Raw genomic sequence first — 18,687 nt, forward strand, 5'->3', positions numbered from 1 at the left:
AGACCTATTAGCGCTATGCAGCTCATAACACAGGAGCCACATGCTATTTCGCATCAGCACCATCACTACAACACCACACGTCAATAACATCATCACTCACGCAGCCAACACAGCTGTGCTCTACGTACCTTTACGGTGCGCTCAAACTCTCTTTGCGAAAGCTCTGATGGATATTTGAGATCAGGCTCATGTTTCAGCCCTAAAGATTTTTAGATCATGGGTATTTATTCACCCTAGAGCCTTTTATCCGCACTGCTTTATTGCAAGGTCTCCAATCCTGATCAGGATACGGCTCGACCAGACAGAGAACCCTATGCCAATACGATTAAGCCCCATCATGATGGGCCTGCTTGCCGCATCTCTGCCCTCGGTAGCATCCATAGCGTGGGCTGCCGACCTTGGCCAGATTATTGTGGACGACCCCACCGGCAGCACACACCGCACCTTAGACCCTGGCGACACCGTAACCTTTGCAGGTTATGGCGCTGCTATTGATGTTTCTGTTGCAGGTAATAGCCTGACCGCCGATCAAATCACCATCAACACCAGCAATCAAGGTATTGGTGCACAGGCAAAAATGGGCGGCAAAATATCACTAGCCAATAGCACCATCAAAACGGCAGGCTCGAACCAAGGTATGCATGGTTTGCTCGCCACAGGCACAGACAGCCTGATCACAGCAACCAACACCGATATTTCCACCCAAGGCTCATTCTCATATGGTGTTCTTGCCCAAAAAGGGGGGCGCATTGAACTCAATGGCGGCCATATAACTACCGCCGACAACCAATCCAGCGGCATCAGAGTTGAGGGCACGAACTCAAACGTAATAGCCAAGAATCTAGACATTACTACTAGCGCTTACTCAGCCCATGGCGTTTATATTACAGACTCAGGCAAAGCCACATTAGAAAACGTCAACGTGAAGGTTAGCGGAAACTCTACACAAGCCATACTTGTTTATGGCGCGAATGCTCTCTTATCACTACGCGACACTCACCTAGAAGCCCAAAATGGCCTCGGTGTACAACTACAAAGCGGCAAATTCGACATGGATGGCGGCTCTATTACATCAGCCAGTACTGCACTGTATCTAGGTTCACTTTCCGGAAACCAAGGAGCCTCCGCCACACTAAAGAACACAAAGCTAGTCTCCAACGGTGGTTTCCTCTATGGCATTGATATAAATGCCAAAAATGCCTCTGCTACGCTTGAAAACGTTTCTATTTCAGCCTTCGGAACAGTAGAAGGAACCGGTGTATGGCTACCATCAGTTGGGACTTCGTTAAAAGCCAAGAATTTTGAGATTAACGTCTCTCATATGGGCATTGACAACCGAGCCGGTCACGTCACCTTAGAAGATGGAAAAATTACCACCCAAGCAACCAACGGCTATGGGTTGTATGTGTCTAGAGAGTACGGTTCTTCTGCCACCATTAAAACCAAAAACGTGCAGATAGAAACCTTTGGCAATAGCGCCGTGGGAGCTCTCACTCGTATTTCTGGTGCTGAAATTCATTTAGAAGATAGCTCTATCACCACACACGGTGATGGCGCATACGGCTTATTTGCCAGTGGCACCAACTCAAAACTTACCACCCGCAACACCACCGTCACAACCTCTGGCGATGGCGCGAGCGGTCTGGCCATGAGCAACCGCACCATCATCAATTTGGACAACACCAAAATTGATGTATCTGGCGTAGACGCACGCGGTATATGGAGCTACGTCACCGTCGCTGATTTCACAAATGCTTTCTCTCTAACCAATGGCTCTAGTATCAGCACGCAAGATGGCGCTGGCTTATTGCTTACAGGTGGTAATCACAACATCACTCTAGATAATGCCAGCATCACTGCCCGCACCGGTGGCGTGGAAGATGATGGCATACTGTTGCACGCTCGCGCCCTGACCGTCACCAGCGGTGGTGTATCTACTGACCTAGAAACTGGCCAAGTAGACCTAGACGCTACCAAAGCCACCCTCACTGGTGATGTGCTGATGGATAGCGGTGTCATCGACATTTCCCTCAAAGACCACTCCACTCTCACAGGCGCACTACGAGAGCGCGGGACTGGCCGTATTAATAGCCTAAGCGTGGATCAATCTAGCACGTGGAATGTACGCGGCAACTCCACTCTGGACTCCCTCAACAATACCGGCGTAGTAGCTTTTGTTTCCCCCGGTGCCAGCGGCAACTTCAAAACACTGACGGTTAAAAACTATGTAGGTGGCGGCACACTGGTGATGAACACCAAGCTGGGCGATGATAACTCCCCTACCGATAAACTCATCATTGATGGCGGAACCACTTCTGGCAACACCGCTTTGCGCGTACGCAATGCGGGCGGTTCTGGTGGCCAAACCCTTGAAGGTATACGACTCGTAGAAACCATCAATGGCGGCACTACCACTACCGACGCCTTTCACTTGGACAGCGGCTCTACCGGCTATCGCTCCAGCACTACCACGGTAGCGGTCAATGGCTATGACTACAGCCTAATACGAGGCGGTAATGGCGGCACGGAAAACGACTGGTATCTGACATCGGAATACACACCACCCGTAGACCCCGAACCACCTGTAGACCCAGAGCCGCCGGTGGACCCTGAACCACCAGTAAAACCTGAACCTCCCATAAAGCCGGAGCCTCCTATTAAGCCACCAGTCATTCCACCGGTAGGCCCAGGCGCTAAGAACGTATCACCGGAAAGTGGTGCTTACATAGGCAACCAACTAGCCGCTACGCGTCTGTTCATGCACTCACTGCACGACAGATCATCCGTCAGTAATGACTCGGTGGACCTGAGTGATGGCCGTCGCATGTGGGCACGCGCACAAGCTCGTCACGACAGCGGTTTGCGCATGTCTGAAGGCAACGTGCGCATCAAAACCGACAGCACAATGTTGCAACTAGGCGGCGACCTGCTACGTCACTCTGTGAGCACCGATGGCGCGCTGTACGTAGGCGTCATGGCGGGTTACGGCGACACCCAAACCCACTCCACCTCTACCATGCGCGCGCCCAAAACCGGCAAAACCTCACGGGTACGTGCCAAGGGTAAAGTCTCGGGTTATTCAGTAGGTATGTACGGCACTATTTACCAAAACGACAGCACGCGCTTAGGTGCGTATGGGGATGTTTGGCTGCAATATGGTCGCTACTCTAACCGCCTAAACAGTGAGTTAGGTTCAGCCAGTTATCACTCAAACATCTGGACTGCCTCGGTAGAGTCTGGCTATGCCTTCCAGCCTTTTTCTGCTGACTCTGCACTAGGCAATATGGTGGTAGAACCTCATGCCCAAGTCACCTACAGCAACTACGATGCCAACGATGTCACCCTACAAGGCACCAGAATGCGTAGCGGTAACAACGACAACTGGAACACCCGTGTGGGTGTCAGACTCTACCCACATGCCAAGCCAGACGCCAGCCACGCTACGCTCTTGCCTTTTATAGAAGCCAACTGGCTGTACAGCGGTGATACCGCATCCGTACGCATGGGTAACAACACGCTGGACGCACAACCGTCCCGCAATGCTCTGGAATTAAAACTTGGGGTACAAGGCCAACTTAGCCAACGCGTAGACATTTCTGGCCACCTTTTCGGTCAGACAGGCAGCCATAGCCAACGCGGTTACGGCGGCATGCTGAAAGTGGGGTATCGCTGGTAAGCAAATACAGCCTAATTTCAGGTTGCGGAAGACACCCACACGCTATATTTTTAATCAGGGAGAAAGTAAGCTATCGTACTTTCTCCCTGTTTTTATTCTGAAGGTAGTCATGGGCAACGCTTCCACACGAATCAGACATTGGCTATACGCCTGCTTCCTCTCGCTCTGCATGCTTCCGCTTGCAGCACACGCCTCTGCTCCACAATCCCCTGCAGCAGAGCAGAGATGGCAACATCAGGTTCGTTCACTCATTTCCAGAAATGTAAGCTACCCCGCTAACGCCCGCACCGCAGGTGCCTCGGGTAAAGTAGTGGTACATCTAACGGTAAAGCGTGATGGCTCTATAGAGTCACTTGAACTCGCTGAATCCGCAGGAAATCGAGACTTAGACAGTGCTGTACTTAACGCTATTAGACGGGTTAGACAATTTCCTCCCTTCCCTGAGGAAATGGCTGCTCAAGACAGCGTAGCCTTTGCAGTACCTATTGATTTCCACCTCGACACCCCATCCCCTAACCCCTATACCCCACCTACTGCCCGACCCAAGGTCAAACCGTCGCCTGCTGCTGATGAGTTTGCTGAGTTCCTGAAGTCGCTGTCAAAACCAGCGGAAAAACGATAACCACTGTATCTTCACCCCTACTTTTGCGATGGAAGCGGCCATGAGCAATGCGACTTTTACCATTGATGCAGACCAGATCCGGTTCACACAGCCAGCGCTCTCTTTAGGCATTGGTTATCGCACGCTTGCGCAACAATGCTTCCACCACACGCCCCCAACGCCCTACGAAGTAGAGATGGCGATCGCCACGGTAGAAGATCACATTGAGTCCATGCCTGAACTACTGCAAACGGCTTCGCAGCAAGTCTGTGCCGATGCTTATCTGCAAGACATAGCGCGTAGGACGGGTGACGAGCAGACACTTAGCCAACTTGAGCTAGAACGCCTCTTTAACCGGATGGCCGATGTGGTGTCGGGTAGCCCCATGAAAGACGGTGAGTTTCCCGACGATACGAACTTTTTTAGTTATCTGCTGATCGTTAGGGAGCTGTCGCACCATTTAAAGATTCAGCGCATCGCGACTGCATAGCGCCTAGCAAGACACCACTCAATCATGCTGGCACAGAAGTCCTCAATGATGATGAAGCAAACAGGCACTACGTTGTAATCGCCTGCGCCAACTTCTGAATGGACAACGGCGCACTGCCCTCGGCATCGTTGCTGATGGTCACGTAAGCAGGCTGCCCTGCCCCAGTAATCCCACGAATCGTACGCGCTAATACTGCTCGTGTAGGCTCATCCTCGCTGAGAATGGCATCAAAAGGATCGTGCTTTTTCTGCGCATCCGCATAGCCATACGCACCAAAAATACGGTTCAAACTCCACCGGCACACCAACGGCCCCGGCCATAATGCGCGCAGTATAGGTAGTTGCGCTTCTATAGGTGGCATTTTCCCGTGCAGACCTAGACAGAACGTGGCTCCATTCGCTTTTAGCGTGTCTACCAAGGCTTGCCCTAGCAGTTCGGGGTCGCGTACTTCGACGGCGACAACCACGTAGTCACACCCAGATAACTCTTCTCGAACCGCCGTCAACATATGACCCATTTTTTCAAACAGTTCAGCGGTGCTGGTCAACCAACTCAAAGGCAAAGGGCTTAACTGAAACACCAGCACACCCAACTTGTCCCGTAACCCTTCAAGCGCTGGCCGCACAAAATCTCGTATGGCCAATGACGGATCAAGAAAACTAGGATTCAGCTCGCGCGACCTACCCTCTTCACTACGCACCTGAGCATCGGTAATACTGGCGGGGCATTTCACCACAAAGCGAAAATCATCACTCACCTGCCCGGCATACGCCGCATACTGACTGGCCGTTAACGGACGCCAAAACGTGCGATCAATACATACCGTACGTAACAGCGGATGCTGATGATAGGCCCCTAGGCCATGCTTAGACAGCACACTAGGGTCGTAATCGCCATCCCATATCAGTCCATCCCAGCCAGGGTATGACCAGGTAGAAACACCGAAGCGCAGTTGTTCAGGAAGTTGCTGCGCAAGCGATTCCCACTCTTGTGCTGCCGGAGCAGGCAGCACTTTGGCTGTGCCTTTGCGTGCGGCAGTTGTAGGTTTCTTACGTGAAGTCGCCGGCGTAGCGGCGGTGGTCTCGGGCAACGGCAGCGCATTGCCGAAAAGGTCGTCTTGCATACTGGTCTACGGGTACTGAATTAAGCGTGAATACCACCGTACCAAAGCTGTGCTATCACAGCAAGAAGTGCACTAAAAGGGGTATCCGGGATAAGTCACATTATTACATCTCAAACATGTGCTGTACGTAGGTTCATCAGAGTTACCCCCCTCGTTTGCACAATAATTTCTTCCATACTCCCACAATGTCAACGAAAGATAACGAATACCTAATAGGAAGAGCTTTTCTTCTTATTTTTTCATAGCGCAAAAACCATCATACATTCCTAGACATCAATAGTAAGACTTTACAAAGAAAAACAAATTTCACTATTTAATTGAAAATTTATTAATAAATAAAACATAAACATCACAAAAATTTACCAACACAATTAAACCACAAAATACCTCATATACTTTAGTCTATATTTTTTTAAAAAACACCAGATTCATCGCATACCACTACAAACCCTAGTAGAATAAAAAACCAAAACCTCAACACCCAACACATAACAAGTCAAGCACAATGAAAAAAACCATCACAATACTTATTACATCTATCCTTTTATCATCTTTCGCAACCATAAAAGCCAACGCTAAAACAACAAATATATCAGAGGAAATAGTCGGAATTTGGGCAATGCATCCATTAAAAAATGGAATTGCCAATGTGGTTGATATAAGAGAAAACGGTGAGACAATCTTGCATCCTTTCAATTGCGAAACAAGATCAAATGAAAAACCCGAATCATCCACATACTCAATTAAAGATGAAAAATATATAGAAATAGGGAGTGGAGAAAATGCTCAAACACTAGAGATAGTTGAAATAAACGAAAACTCCATGACCTTAAGACAATCAACTGGAGATTACAGCCTAAGCTTTAAGTACAAAAAAATAGATGAAATAAACCCAATGTGTGAATTATATTATTTATACAAAAACAGATAACACAAAACAACCAAATAAAATCTATTTCATTTAAAAAACAATCTTAAATATAGATAAAAATTAAACCGCACACCACTCTCATAGCATGATGATTAATTCGGTATAGTCTTATTGAGATCAGAGCAGGGTCGGTAACCCCAAAAGGGTGTACAGAAGGAACGCAGCAAAGAAGCTAACAAAAAGGCCCAAACCGAAGTTTGGGCCTTTTCAGAATTCTGGAGCGGGTGAAGGGAATCGAACCCTCGTATGCAGCTTGGGAAGCTGCCGTTCTACCATTGAACTACACCCGCATGGTGATATGACGCAATGCTGCGTAAAATAGAGACTTTGTCTAAGCAGCAAAGTATACCGCCGCACTGACAAAGTACCAAGATTTTTTTAGTGCTGGCTTACCCCCCTATACCGAACACCATGACACACGACACCCAAGACAACGATAGCCCTGAGTCGCCTCACGGCCACATCAAGAGCTTTGTACACCACCGCTCTCATATCACTCCAAATCAGCAATTGGCGTTGGAACGCCTGAAGCCGCTTTGGTCTATAGACTACCGCAACAACATCCTGCAACCGGCTACCGTCTACAAACGCGAAGCGCCTCTGATTCTAGAAATCGGTTTCGGGATGGGTGAAACCACACTTAGCATTGCCCAACAACGCCCTCAAGACGACTTCTTGGGTGTTGAGGTTTACGATGCGGGTGTGTGCTCGTTGCTACGCCGTATTGATGACAATAAAGTCTCGAATATCCGTATCATCCAGCATGATGCTGTGGAAGTGGTGCGTGATATGATCGAACCCGATAGCCTCGCTGGGGTACATATTTATTTCCCTGACCCTTGGCCCAAAAAGCGTCACCACAAGCGCAGGCTAGTTCAATCGCCTTTTATCAATCTGCTGAGCACCCGTCTGGCCAAAGGTGGCTACATCCACTGTGCAACTGACTGGGAACACTACGCTCACCAGATGCTGGAAGTATTGTCTGCCGAGCCGCTGCTGCAAAATACTAGCGACGGTTTTGCTGAAAGGCCTGATTACCGCCCCCTCACCAAGTTCGAAGCCCGTGGCTTGCGCTTAGGACATGGCGTGTGGGATCTGATTTTCCGCCGCATTTAATTGCGCATCCTTTTTGACGAGCTACACCGATGAATATTACGTTAAATGGTGAAACCCGCCCGTTACAGACTCCCTGCACTGTGCTGGAGTTGTTGCAGGAACTGGATTACGTAGGCAAACGCATTGCTGTTGAGATCAACGGCGACATTGTTCCCAAAAGTCAGCATGCGACACACCAACTGAACGACGGCGATCAACTGGAAATTGTGGTGGCTGTGGGCGGCGGTTAAGCCGGTCTCACAATCGTTAACAATCAGCGCCATGTCTGTTACACATTTGTGGTGAATAATGAAGGCTCTTTGCTTTATTCACCACAAGGACAGACACCATGAGCGTACTAAGCTTTCTGAAAAGTGTAGGCGAGAAACTGTTGGGTGCTAGCGATGCCAAAGCCGCTACCCCTGATGAATTACATAAAGAACTCGCCAAGCACCAACTGGATGCCGACGGGCTGGATATTAGTGTGAACGGCGACACCGTCACTGTTTCCGGTACTGCTGCAACAACTGAAGCCGCTGAAAAAATCGTATTAGCACTGGGTAACACCTTGGGCGTTGCAGGTGTGGATAACAAACTGACCGTTACTGCCCCCGCTACGGCTGCTCGTATGGTTACCGTACAAAAAGGCGATACGCTGTGGAAAATTGCCGAAACTGCTTACGGTAAAGGTAAAGGCAACGAATACAACCGTATTTTTGAAGCCAACAAACCTATGCTGAGCCACCCAGACAAAATCTATCCAGGCCAAGTGCTGCGTATTCCTGAACTCTAAGTTCAGACAGTCGGCTCTAAATAGTCGCACGAATACGTACGTTATTGACGCCTGCTACTCGTTATAAACAAGGCCGTTTACGCGAACCTCGCATAAACGGCCTGTGCATAAGTAAGCCGCCTCTGGCCTTAGTACCAGAGGCGGTTTCTTATTTGACGTGCTGGCTTACGTGCGCCAACAATACTTGCAGCGGGTGACGTAACGTTTGTTCGTTCATGCGTTTCACCTGACTGCGGCACGAATACCCTGTAGCCAAGGCTTCGCCTTTTTCAGCAGGTGCGTCCAAGTGCTTAGCCCATGACTGACTAAAGATAGTCTTGGACGTTTCTTGGTTACGGCTTTCATGTCCGTAAGTACCCGACATACCGCAGCACCCTGCTGGCGGAATGTTCAGCGACAAGCCACAACGTTTGAATAACTGCGCCCACGGCTGAATACTATTTGGAGCATTGGTTTTTTCAGTACAGTGCGGCAGCAGTCGGTATAGCTGCTCGGTAGACGCTACTGCCACATCTTCAGGCAACGCGTTCAATAACCACTCTTGTGGCAACTGCACTTGCGGCACGATGCCAATGTCAGGCACCGAGGTGTATTCCTGACGGTACACCAGCGTCATGGCAGGGTCTAAGCCCACCAACGGAATATCAAAGCCCGCGACGGTCTGCAATTGACGCGTATTGTGTATGGCTGCTTTAGCAAAGGCTTTGCGGAAACCCTGTACGTGCAACGGTTTACCGTTGGGGTTCAACGGTGCCAACCACACTTGATAACCCAAGCGCGAAGCCAGCTCGATTAACGCTGCCAACACAGGAGTTTCAAAATAGCGGGTGAACACGTCTTGCACGAGGATCACGCTACGTGCGCGCTCTTCAGCCGTCAACGCCGTTAATGCTAAGGGCGTAGCAGGACGCACATTCCACGCTTTTAGCACCTCGCCAAAATCCATAGAACTGAACATGGGGCTATCCACCATGCCTATGCGTTTTTCCAGAATACTTTTCACCCACTTCTGACGCAGCATGCCGTTATACAGCCACGGCATTTTGCTTAACGTTGGCATGCTGTATTCCAACGAGGCAATCAAGTAATCGCGCACAGGGCGGGCATAGCGACGGTGGTACAAACCCAAGAATCTAGAACGCAGCTCGGGGATGTTCACTTTAATTGGGCATTGGCCTACACATGATTTACAGGCTAAACACCCCGACATAGCTTCATACACTTCGTGCGAGAAATCGGGTGTTGCTTGTGGGTCTTGTTTAGACGCACGCTTTTTCCACAGCCCTTTCCAGAACGATTGTGGCTCTTGCTCTACGGCGAGCACATCCACACCAGACTGCTCTTGCAAGCGCAGCCATTCGCGCATTAACGATGCACGCCCTTTAGGAGAATGGGTGCGCTCACGCGTGGCTTTCCACGATGGGCACATGGCGTCGTTTAGATCGTAGTTAAAGCAGGCGCCATTACCGTTACAGTGCATGGGCGTGCCAAAACTTTGCCATGTACGCAGCGGCATTTGTCGGTCGTACTCACCACGTAGTGTCACTTTGTCGATCTTGAGCAAAGCCGCTTCAGGCTGTGTGGCGGGCGTCGCAATCTTGCCGGGGTTCAGCTGGTTATGCGGGTCAAACGCCGCTTTAAGCTGCTGCAAGGCTGGGTACAAATCACCAAAGAAAGCAGGTGCGTATTCAGAGCGCACGCCTTTACCGTGCTCACCCCACAACAAGCCGCCGTAACGCTGGGCAAGCTCAGCCACTGCATCCGAAATAGGACGAATCATCGCGGCTTGCGCTGGGTCTTTCATGTCTAAGGCCGGACGCACGTGCAACACACCAGCATCCACATGACCAAACATACCGTATTCCAGATTATGGCTATCCAGCACCGCACGGAACTCGGCAATAAAGTCGGCCAAATTCTCAGGGGGCACAGCGGCATCTTCCACAAACGGCTGTGGACGCGCTTCGCCCTCTACGTTACCCAGTAAACCTACTGCACGTTTACGCATGCCATACACGCGTGTGACGGCGTCAGAGCCTTGTGCAATGGTATGCCCCAAACGAGTAACAGTCTGGTCTTGCTGCAAGTGCTCAATAAAGGTGCGTACCTGCGCTGCTACCTCGTCTTCACTGTCGCCGCTAAATTCCACCAAGTTAATACCCAAGGTTGGGCGCTCATCTTGCGGGAAGTATTCCGATACGCTGTTCCAGACGAAATCTTTCATCGCCAGCATCAACACCTTGGAATCCACCGTTTCAATGGACAAGGGGTTTTGTGCTTGCAAGGCATGCGCATCACGCAGCGCATCCATAAAACTGCCGTAACGCACATTAATGAGGGTAGAAAACTTAGGAATAGGCAGCACATTGAGCTTGGCCTCAACCACAAAACCCAGCGTACCTTCGGCACCGCACAACACGCTGTTCAGGTTAAAGCGGCCGTCTTGCTCCCACAGGTGAGCCAAGTCGTAGCCCGTCAAACAACGGTTGAGCTTAGGGAAACCTTTTTCAATTTGCTCAGCACGCTCTTCGCTGATTTGGCGTGCTGTACGGAACACTTCACCCACTTTACCGGGCTGCGCACAGGCTGCGTCTAGCTGGTCTTTGTTCAGCGGTTCACCGTGCAGGGCTTCGCCGCCCAGCAGCACCATGTCTAGTTCTAAGACGTGGTCACGTGTTTTACCGTACTTACAGCTACCCTGCCCGCTGGCGTCGGTATTAATCATGCCGCCTAAGGTTGCCCGATTCGAGGTGGACAACTCTGGCGCAAAAAATAGACCGTGAGGTTTTAGGGCGGCGTTCAATTGGTCTTTCACCACACCGGCACGCACGCGAACCCAACGCTCTTCTACGTTGATTTCCAGTATCTGGTTTAGGTGACGTGACAGATCCACCACAATACCGTCGGTCAGCGACTGACCATTGGTACCGGTACCACCACCACGCGGCGTCAGGGTGATATTGCTATATGCCTTCTCGCCCATCAGGCTCGCCAGACAGCGCACGTCTTCTATAGAGCGAGGAAACACCGCCGCTTGTGGCAAACGCTGATAAATGGAGTTATCTGTAGCCAACACCGTGCGGTGCGCGTAGTCGGTTTGGATCTCACCCGTGAAGCCACGCTGCGCCAGCGCCTTCAAAAATTCGGCATAACGGGGAGCTACTGGATCGAGGGTCTGGACGGAAGCAATATTCATAAAAACAAAACCACAGATTCCTGAGTTTTACTCATGTAAACTAATAAGAAAGGGCTAGTCTATAGTTTCAGTGATTACACGCTAGACCACAAACGAAATCTTCACCGTCGGATGGTGAACAAAATTCATGAACGCTAGACATCTCACTCCCTCCATGTCGTTGCTATTGGTGTTTGAATCCGCCGCACGCCATGAAAGCTACACTCGTGCAGCTGAAGACTTATCCCTTAGCCAAAGCGCCATCAGCAAACAGGTACAGGCGCTAGAAAGCCATTTGGGGCTACAGCTTTTCAGACGCGAAGGCCGTTCGGTACGTTTGACGGATGCTGGCCGCCGTTACTACCTAGAGCTTACACACGCCCTGGGTTCTATACGTAGTGCTACCCTGCAAGCCATGTCGCACCAAAGCGGCAGTAGCACCCTACGCCTTGCCACCTTACCCACCTTTGGGTCAAAGTGGCTATTACCGCGTATTCATGAGTTTTATACCGCCAATTCCGGTATTACCATCCACCTGCATTCACGCATTGGCGATCTGAATTTTGAGCAAGGCGACTTGGATGCCGCCATCACAGTTGGTACGGGATATTGGCCTGATTGCACGGCACATCAACTGCAAAACGAACAATTGATTGCCATCATCAACCCCGACGTTGCCAAGCAAAATGATGTCACTGCCGAATGGCTAGGCAAACAAACCCTGCTCACCATCAACAGCAACCCACAAGCGTGGGGCGACTGGTTCTCACATTTCAATTTACCGCATACTCAAATGCGCATGGGGCCAAGCTTTGAGCTGACCTCGCATTTGATTCAAGCAGTACGCGCTGGCATTGGTGCGGGTTTGGTGCCGCAAGCATTAATTCTGGATGAGCTGCAACGCGGCGAATTGCAAACCGTAGGCCCCACCCTGATTAGCCCACGTAGCTACTACTTGGTGTACCCCAACCGTAACGCCTCTCTGCCTTCACTGATCGCGTTTAGGGAGTGGCTATTACAGCAATCGCCGCATCACGCGGCGACCACTGCGTAAACTTAGAAACCGTATAATTGCGCCGGATTATCCGTCAGGATCCTCTGGCGTAGTACGGGGTCTGGCAACAAGCGCAGCACTTCATTAACCAAGTCCTCATCGCGTGGCATAGAGGTAGACAACTGCACATGCGGCCAGTCAGTACCAAACACACAGCGATCAGCACGTTGCTGCACTAGGGCTTCGAAAAATGGGTCTACATCGGTAAACGGTGCAGCATCCAATGTGGAAATACGATTAGGGCCAGTTAATTTCACCCACGTATTGCCCGCTTTCATCAGTTCCAACAAACCTTGGAAGCCTGCTTCTTGTGTACCTTTAGCGGTAGACACATGCCCCATGTGATCAATCACACACGGCGTAGGCAACGCTGACAATCTATCTACCAGATGCTCAAAACGGGACACATCTACCAAGAATTGAATGTGCCATCCCAATCCCTGCAAACGGTTGGCCAGACTGCGTACATCATCAAAGGTGATACCACCGGGGAACACCAAGTTAATACGCACACCGCGTATACCCAATGCATGCATACGCTCTAGCTCAGCGTCGGTCACCGAGGCATCTACCACGGCAACGCCACGCCATTGCATATCATCGTTTTGCGGCAATCCAGCCAAGGTATCCAGCATGAGGCTGTTATCAGTACCGTACACACTAGGCTGTACCAGCACTGCACGCTGGAAACCCAACGTGCGCAACAGCGTTCTGTACGATGCTTCACTAGCATCAGGTGGCGTATAGCTACGATTCGCCTGATACGGATATTTCTGCTGCGGTCCAAACAAATGAGCATGGCAATCACACGCCCCAGCAGGTAAAGCCGCCTTATATAAGGGGCTTACCGCCAATGGACCGGGGATTGTTGGGGCAGCAATTGCTGCCTGTTCTACAACCAAACTAACCATCTATGTTCAACCTACCAAACCTGGCAACCACAGCGTTACGGCAGGCACGTATGCCACCAGCGCCACCACGGCCAACAGCACTACCAGGAACGGCCACAAATGGCGCGCTACTTGTTCTACTTTCAAGCCACTAATACTGGATGCCACGAACAAGGAGTACCCCAACGGTGGAGTCACCATACCCACGGCAAAGTTGATCACCACCATCGCACCCAATTGGATAGGATCCAAACCAATTTGCAAACCAACAGAAATCAGCACACCACTCAGGATCACCATGGCAGATACGGTATCCATGATCGCGCCCAACACTAACAGCATCAGGTTAATCAACAGCAGCAAGACAAATGGGTTGGAGGTCAGGCTCAGCAATACATCGCTGATTTGTGATGGGATTTGCTCACTTGCAATCACCCACGCAAAACCGTAGGCCACCACAATGATGAACATGATCACGGTAGTAGTACGCAACGAACCCATCAAAATTCCGGGTAGCGCTTTCCACTGCAAGTCTTTGTAGACGTACAAACCAATCACCAAGCTGTACAACGCGCCAACCATTGAGGCTTCGGTAGGTGTAAACACACCACCGTAAATACCACCCAGAATCACCACTGGCGCCATGATGGCCCAGAAGCCTTCACGCAATGCCTTCAGCACGTCGCGACCACTAGGGCGTTTTTCTGGTTGAATCTTGTGCTTACGTGCGTACAACACGCTGACCACGCAGAAACCACCTGCCGCCAACAAGCCAGGTACTACACCAGCCAAGAACAGTTTGGAGATGGACTCCTCAGCCAACACACCCCAAATAATCATAGGAATGGAAGGAGGAATCATCTGGCCCAACGGCCCGATGGATGTCGCCAGCGCTGCGCCGTAACCGCGTGAGTAACCACGCTGCTCCAGCTCGTTAATCATGATAGAACCTACAGCAGCCGTCGTCGCTGGAGCAGAACCCGAGATCGCACCAAAAAACGTACCAGCTGCCACGGTGGACATGGACAGCCCACCCGTAAAGTGGCCAAACAACGAGGACGCAATACGCACCAAACGTCGTGACAACCCACCAGCAGTCATCAAATCACCCGCCAGAATGAAGCCAGGAATAGCAATCAAACTGGTGACGGCACTACCGGCCAACAAACGCTGCACCAGAATCATCTGGTCAAAATCGGCCATCCACAACCCTACTGCGGTCAGAATGCCCAGCGTAAATGCAATGGGCACACCCATCAGTAGCAAGATGAACAGCCCTGAAATCAGTACGATGCCGACTTCACTCATGATGCCTTCTCCTCGGAAGCTTTAGCAGGTACGGGCTGAAACAACAGCACCAACGAATGCAGCACAATCAGAGCGCCACTCACAGGAATCGCAGCCGTTTGCAACCACAATGGGTAACGCAAAGCGGGCGACACCTGAGTTGCCGTGAAGCCTACAAATTGCCACCCTGCCCACACCATCAGCGCGCCGAACAACAACACTAAAATGCAGCTGATTTTTTCCAAGCTAACCTCTAGCGGACGCGGCAGTGCAGCCAGCAGTAACGTGATACGCACGTGCCCCTGCTCTTGCACCATCACACTAGAAAACAAAAAGATGCTCCAGCTAAATGCCAATACAGCCACTTCATCTGACCACGTCAGAGAAGCATTTAGCACATAGCGGAAGAACACACCGTCCAGCAAGGAAAACACCATAACCAACAAGCAAAGAGCGGCCAGAACGGCCGTTCCTCTGCTTATCCACTTGCTGACATTCTCAAGATACTTGCTCATGTCACTGCTCACGAGAAAAAGACATCACACTAGGCTCTCGACTTATTGAGTCACTTGCCCCAACGCACGATCAAATACGTCAGCACCAATACTGTCGCGGTACTCGTCGTACACAGGCTTCACAGCCTCACGGAACGCTGCAGCATCCGTCACTTCGTTCACTTGCATACCTTCAGCCGCAATACGCTCCAACAAGTCCAGCTCGTTCTGAGCTACGGCAACACGTTGACGCTCAATCGCTTTGCGAGCAGCCGCCTGAACAATGGCTTGCTCTTCTTCGCTCATGCGGTTGAATGCTCGTTTGGACATCAACAGTGGCAGCGCGTTGTACGTGTGGTTAGTCAAGGACAGGTATTTCACTTCGCCAGCGTATTTGTTGGCGTAAATCACGGCCAATGGGATTTCTAAGCCGTCTACCGTACCTTGTTGTACCGCCGTAAATGCATCGCTCCATGGCAGCGCTACAGGGTTAGCACCCAAGGCTTTAAAGCTAGTCAAAAACAAGCTACTAGGCTGTACGCGCAGTTTCAAACCTTTGAACTCGGCAGGCTCAGTAATAGGACGTTGGTTGTTAATTGCGTGACGGAAACCCGCTTCAGCAAAACCCAACCCCACAATCCCTTTAGCATCCAAACGCTGCAGCAGGTCTTGACCTACTTCACCATCCAACACGTCGTGCGCTTGTTGCTTGTTAGCAAACAAGAAAGGCAAGTCAGTCAATTGAAAGGCGGGCTCAATCGTGCCTACCTGTGTACCGGTGATCACACCAGCGTCCAAGGTACCCATCTGCATGCCTTGCAGCATTTCAGTGTCGTTACCCAACTGGTTGCTAGGGAAGAACTTCACGCTGAATTGGCCAGGTGCCGCTGCTTCCAGCTCTTCTTGAAAGTAATGTGCAGTAATCGCGTACGGATCAACGGCGCTATCCGATGTTGTCCAACCCAAACGAATATTGGTGACTGCTTGTGCTGCACCAACCACTCCCAGTGTTAAGGCACACGCCAGCGCTACGCGCCATTTACCTTGTTTGCTTCCAATCATTGCATCGCTCCTAAATATTCATGTCGTGTGCTGGTTTTATTCCTCTTTGCACACACCACTTGTACTACAAGTTTTTTTATCATAACATTTAAAACATAGAGCTTTGCAACCAAAAGCCTTGCCACATACCAAAAAAAAGCAACAACCCCAATAAAAAAACCTGTTTACCAAGTAGTAAAAACAAGGAAAAACAACTCAAAAAATAGGCAACTTGACCAACAAGAAGCGCAGCAACTTCTATGAAACAGACCTAAATCAGGCACTTTTCAGGGCTAAATAAACAAGTAACAGCAACTTGTTATCAAGTGACAAGCTCCGATGGTATGATAGCTTCCATGAAAAAAAGCCCTGCACCCTCTAGACGTCAGCTATCGGAAGACATCTCGCGTTATTTAGAAACCGAGATTGCTCAAGGCCGCCTTAAACCTGGCGATCGCATTCCCACAGAATCGCAACTGACTGCCATGTTTGAAGTCAGCCGTAACGTGGTACGCGAAGCCGTGGCACGCCTGAAATCCGATGGTCTAGTAGAGAGCCACCAAGGGCTTGGGGCATTCGTTTCTGAGCGTGGGCTACACAACAGCTTCAAGATTGACCACGAAGAACTCAAAACCCTCTCTAAGCTGCGTCAGCTCTACGAGATGCGGTTAGACCTAGAAGTTTCCGCAGCCGGCATGGCCGCCAGAAGGCGCACCCGCAGCCAGTTAGAAGCCATACAAAATGCCTTCTTAGAGCTGCGCGAAGCCTTGCACCTTAATCAAGAGTTGATTGAAAAAAGCTTGGCGTTTAAACGCGCTATTGCTGAAGCCACGGCCAACGAATATTTCAAGAATTTCATCTTGTTCCTGACAGCGCATATCTTTGAGGTAGCCGCGCTGGAACGACGCGTGGAACACTCCAGCACCTTAAAGCGCACACTGCTGCAAGAGTATCAAGCCATCTTTGACGCCATCTTGTTGGGCGACCCAGACTTGGCACGACGCGCAACTTGGCAACAAGTGATCAACTCGGCTGAACGCAATGGTTTACAAGGCTTACAGGGCTGGGAAATCACCCGTATGACTTCCCTGGGTGAGACCTACGCACCACCCTGCCCCGCACCGTTACCAGTTTCTACACCGCCATCCATTACGCTGCCTGAAGGCGCGTGCGACTGTCACTTCCACATTATTGGTGACTCGTCCGTACACCCCTTCACCGCTCACCGTTCCTATACGCCACCACTGGCCACCCTAGAAAGCTACAAAGCCTTGCAACACACATTGGGGCTGAGTCGCGGCGTCATCGTGCAACCTAGCGTGTACGGTTATGACAACAGCGTACTACTAGAAGCCTTAAAAGAAGGCGGTGACAACTACCGTGGTGTAGTCGTGATCAGCCAGCAAACCAGCGACGAAGAACTCTGGCGCATGCATGCGTTAGGGGTGCGTGGCGTACGTATTAACTTGTTGTACAAGAGTGGCGTAGAGGTATCCGACGTCACTAGCTTGGCGTACCGCATTGCGCCACTAGGTTGGCACTTACAACTGCTGGTGGACATTTCAGAGTTCGCCGACCTGTACGACACCCTAGCCTACCTACCGGTAGAAGTGGTGATTGACCACATGGGCCACATGCCAGCCAGTATAGGCACGGCGCATCATGGTTTCCAAGCACTGCTGCGCCTGCTGCAAGAAAACAAAGTGTGGGTAAAGCTCTCTGGCCCTTACCGCTTCACCAATCAAGACGCTACACCCTACCAAGACGTCGCCCCTTATGCCACCGCGTTGATTGAAGCCAATGCCTCTCGTATGCTGTGGGCTACTGACTGGCCACATGTCTGCATACGCGTACCTATGCCTAACGACACCACGCTATTGGAAGATTTCTTTAGCTGGGCGAACCACGACGAAAAAATCATCCACCAAATCTTGGTAGATAACCCCGCGCGTCTGTACGGGTTCTAACCTCCACACATAAAAAAAGCCCTGCTTGTTGCCACAACGGAAATACAAGCAGGGCTTTTTTGCGATGGTA

15 protein-coding genes and 1 tRNA gene are annotated in these 18,687 nt (G+C 50.7%); 9 read left to right on the top strand and 7 right to left on the bottom strand.

Translation table 11 applies throughout. The annotated features are described in order from the left end of the window. Window positions 1-313 precede the first annotated feature (313 nt). From ACLPHM_RS09625 to ACLPHM_RS09635, 3 genes are all read left to right on the top strand, one after another. Window positions 314-3,676: an autotransporter family protein gene (locus tag ACLPHM_RS09625; protein ID WP_430221019.1), complete on the top strand. Its 3,363-nt coding sequence runs from the start codon at window positions 314-316 to the stop codon at window positions 3,674-3,676. Between the two features lie 169 nt (window positions 3,677-3,845). After that, window positions 3,846-4,298: an energy transducer TonB gene (locus tag ACLPHM_RS09630; RefSeq protein WP_430221020.1), complete on the top strand. Its 453-nt coding sequence runs from the start codon at window positions 3,846-3,848 to the stop codon at window positions 4,296-4,298. A gap of 40 nt (window positions 4,299-4,338) precedes the next feature. Continuing rightward, window positions 4,339-4,767, top strand: coding sequence for a hypothetical protein (locus tag ACLPHM_RS09635; protein ID WP_430221022.1), 429 nt, complete (start codon window positions 4,339-4,341; stop codon window positions 4,765-4,767). 67 nt (window positions 4,768-4,834) lie between these two features. Here ACLPHM_RS09635 and ACLPHM_RS09640 read toward each other — a convergent pair whose 3' ends face one another. Beyond that, window positions 4,835-5,890 carry a DUF72 domain-containing protein gene (locus tag ACLPHM_RS09640; protein ID WP_430221023.1) on the bottom strand — a complete coding sequence of 352 codons (1,056 nt, stop codon included), beginning with the start codon at window positions 5,888-5,890 and terminating at the stop codon, window positions 4,835-4,837. A 505-nt stretch (window positions 5,891-6,395) separates the two neighbouring features. Here ACLPHM_RS09640 and ACLPHM_RS09645 point away from each other — a divergent pair. Further along, window positions 6,396-6,821 (top strand): hypothetical protein, encoded by a 426-nt coding sequence (locus ACLPHM_RS09645; RefSeq protein ID WP_430221024.1) that lies wholly within the window; start codon window positions 6,396-6,398, stop codon window positions 6,819-6,821. A gap of 216 nt (window positions 6,822-7,037) precedes the next feature. On the opposite strand, the gene ACLPHM_RS09650 is transcribed toward ACLPHM_RS09645, so the two are convergent. Beyond that, a tRNA-Gly gene (locus tag ACLPHM_RS09650) sits at window positions 7,038-7,111 on the bottom strand. 121 nt (window positions 7,112-7,232) lie between these two features. Here ACLPHM_RS09650 and trmB point away from each other — a divergent pair. The 3 genes from trmB to lysM all read left to right on the top strand — a co-directional run bounded on the left by trmB (window position 7,233) and on the right by lysM (window position 8,709). After that, a complete protein-coding gene (trmB, locus tag ACLPHM_RS09655) occupies window positions 7,233-7,937 on the top strand; it encodes a tRNA (guanosine(46)-N7)-methyltransferase TrmB (RefSeq protein ID WP_135864189.1) in 705 nt (234 codons plus the stop codon). 29 nt (window positions 7,938-7,966) lie between these two features. Continuing rightward, the gene (thiS, locus tag ACLPHM_RS09660) at window positions 7,967-8,167 is read left to right on the top strand and encodes a sulfur carrier protein ThiS (RefSeq protein ID WP_430221025.1); all 201 of its coding nucleotides are present in this window, start codon (window positions 7,967-7,969) and stop codon (window positions 8,165-8,167) included. 98 nt (window positions 8,168-8,265) lie between these two features. After that, the gene (gene lysM, locus ACLPHM_RS09665) at window positions 8,266-8,709 is read left to right on the top strand and encodes a peptidoglycan-binding protein LysM (RefSeq protein ID WP_430221026.1); all 444 of its coding nucleotides are present in this window, start codon (window positions 8,266-8,268) and stop codon (window positions 8,707-8,709) included. Window positions 8,710-8,857: 148 nt separating this feature from the next. Here lysM and ydiJ read toward each other — a convergent pair whose 3' ends face one another. Further along, entirely contained in the window at window positions 8,858-11,905 is a 3,048-nt protein-coding gene (gene ydiJ / locus ACLPHM_RS09670; protein WP_430221027.1) for a D-2-hydroxyglutarate dehydrogenase YdiJ, read from the bottom strand. A 127-nt stretch (window positions 11,906-12,032) separates the two neighbouring features. Here ydiJ and ACLPHM_RS09675 point away from each other — a divergent pair, with 127 nt between their 5' ends. Further along, on the top strand, window positions 12,033-12,938 hold the full coding sequence (locus ACLPHM_RS09675; protein WP_430221028.1) for a LysR substrate-binding domain-containing protein: 906 nt from the start codon (window positions 12,033-12,035) through the stop codon (window positions 12,936-12,938). A gap of 2 nt (window positions 12,939-12,940) precedes the next feature. Here the strand turns inward: ACLPHM_RS09675 and ACLPHM_RS09680 are convergent, their stop codons facing one another. From ACLPHM_RS09680 to ACLPHM_RS09695, 4 genes are read right to left on the bottom strand one after another with little or no spacing between them, the layout of a single operon-like run. Further along, complete coding sequence (locus tag ACLPHM_RS09680; RefSeq protein WP_430221029.1) at window positions 12,941-13,849, bottom strand: amidohydrolase family protein; 909 nt, start codon at window positions 13,847-13,849, stop codon at window positions 12,941-12,943. Between the two features lie 6 nt (window positions 13,850-13,855). Continuing rightward, window positions 13,856-15,136: a TRAP transporter large permease gene (locus ACLPHM_RS09685; protein ID WP_430221030.1), complete on the bottom strand. Its 1,281-nt coding sequence runs from the start codon at window positions 15,134-15,136 to the stop codon at window positions 13,856-13,858. Further along, entirely contained in the window at window positions 15,133-15,630 is a 498-nt protein-coding gene (locus ACLPHM_RS09690; RefSeq protein ID WP_430221031.1) for a TRAP transporter small permease, read from the bottom strand. Before ACLPHM_RS09690 ends, ACLPHM_RS09685 begins: the two co-directional genes overlap by 4 nt. A gap of 42 nt (window positions 15,631-15,672) precedes the next feature. Further along, on the bottom strand, window positions 15,673-16,671 hold the full coding sequence (locus tag ACLPHM_RS09695; RefSeq protein WP_430221032.1) for a TRAP transporter substrate-binding protein: 999 nt from the start codon (window positions 16,669-16,671) through the stop codon (window positions 15,673-15,675). Between the two features lie 335 nt (window positions 16,672-17,006). Here ACLPHM_RS09695 and ACLPHM_RS09700 point away from each other — a divergent pair, with 335 nt between their 5' ends. Further along, complete coding sequence (locus ACLPHM_RS09700; protein ID WP_430221033.1) at window positions 17,007-18,617, top strand: amidohydrolase family protein; 1,611 nt, start codon at window positions 17,007-17,009, stop codon at window positions 18,615-18,617. Window positions 18,618-18,687: the final 70 nt, after the last annotated feature.

This window comes from Paenalcaligenes sp. Me131 (assembly GCF_050487225.1).
Lineage (GTDB): Bacteria > Pseudomonadota > Gammaproteobacteria > Burkholderiales > Burkholderiaceae_B > Paenalcaligenes.

What these genes read in the sequence shown, in the direction of transcription:
- ACLPHM_RS09640 (WP_430221023.1), bottom strand. Translation starts at nt 5,890, where the DNA reads ATGCAAGACGACCTTTTCGGCAATGCGCTGCCGTTGCCCGAGACCACC.
- ACLPHM_RS09695 (WP_430221032.1), bottom strand. Translation starts at nt 16,671, where the DNA reads ATGATTGGAAGCAAACAAGGTAAATGGCGCGTAGCGCTGGCGTGTGCC.
- thiS (WP_430221025.1), top strand. Translation starts at nt 7,967, where the DNA reads ATGAATATTACGTTAAATGGTGAAACCCGCCCGTTACAGACTCCCTGC.
- ACLPHM_RS09685 (WP_430221030.1), bottom strand. Translation starts at nt 15,136, where the DNA reads ATGAGTGAAGTCGGCATCGTACTGATTTCAGGGCTGTTCATCTTGCTA.
- ACLPHM_RS09690 (WP_430221031.1), bottom strand. Translation starts at nt 15,630, where the DNA reads ATGAGCAAGTATCTTGAGAATGTCAGCAAGTGGATAAGCAGAGGAACG.
- ACLPHM_RS09625 (WP_430221019.1), top strand. Translation starts at nt 314, where the DNA reads ATGCCAATACGATTAAGCCCCATCATGATGGGCCTGCTTGCCGCATCT.
- ACLPHM_RS09675 (WP_430221028.1), top strand. Translation starts at nt 12,033, where the DNA reads ATGAACGCTAGACATCTCACTCCCTCCATGTCGTTGCTATTGGTGTTT.
- ACLPHM_RS09645 (WP_430221024.1), top strand. Translation starts at nt 6,396, where the DNA reads ATGAAAAAAACCATCACAATACTTATTACATCTATCCTTTTATCATCT.
- ACLPHM_RS09630 (WP_430221020.1), top strand. Translation starts at nt 3,846, where the DNA reads ATGCTTCCGCTTGCAGCACACGCCTCTGCTCCACAATCCCCTGCAGCA.
- trmB (WP_135864189.1), top strand. Translation starts at nt 7,233, where the DNA reads ATGACACACGACACCCAAGACAACGATAGCCCTGAGTCGCCTCACGGC.
- lysM (WP_430221026.1), top strand. Translation starts at nt 8,266, where the DNA reads ATGAGCGTACTAAGCTTTCTGAAAAGTGTAGGCGAGAAACTGTTGGGT.
- ACLPHM_RS09700 (WP_430221033.1), top strand. Translation starts at nt 17,007, where the DNA reads ATGAAAAAAAGCCCTGCACCCTCTAGACGTCAGCTATCGGAAGACATC.
- ACLPHM_RS09680 (WP_430221029.1), bottom strand. Translation starts at nt 13,849, where the DNA reads ATGGTTAGTTTGGTTGTAGAACAGGCAGCAATTGCTGCCCCAACAATC.
- ydiJ (WP_430221027.1), bottom strand. Translation starts at nt 11,905, where the DNA reads ATGAATATTGCTTCCGTCCAGACCCTCGATCCAGTAGCTCCCCGTTAT.
- ACLPHM_RS09635 (WP_430221022.1), top strand. Translation starts at nt 4,339, where the DNA reads ATGAGCAATGCGACTTTTACCATTGATGCAGACCAGATCCGGTTCACA.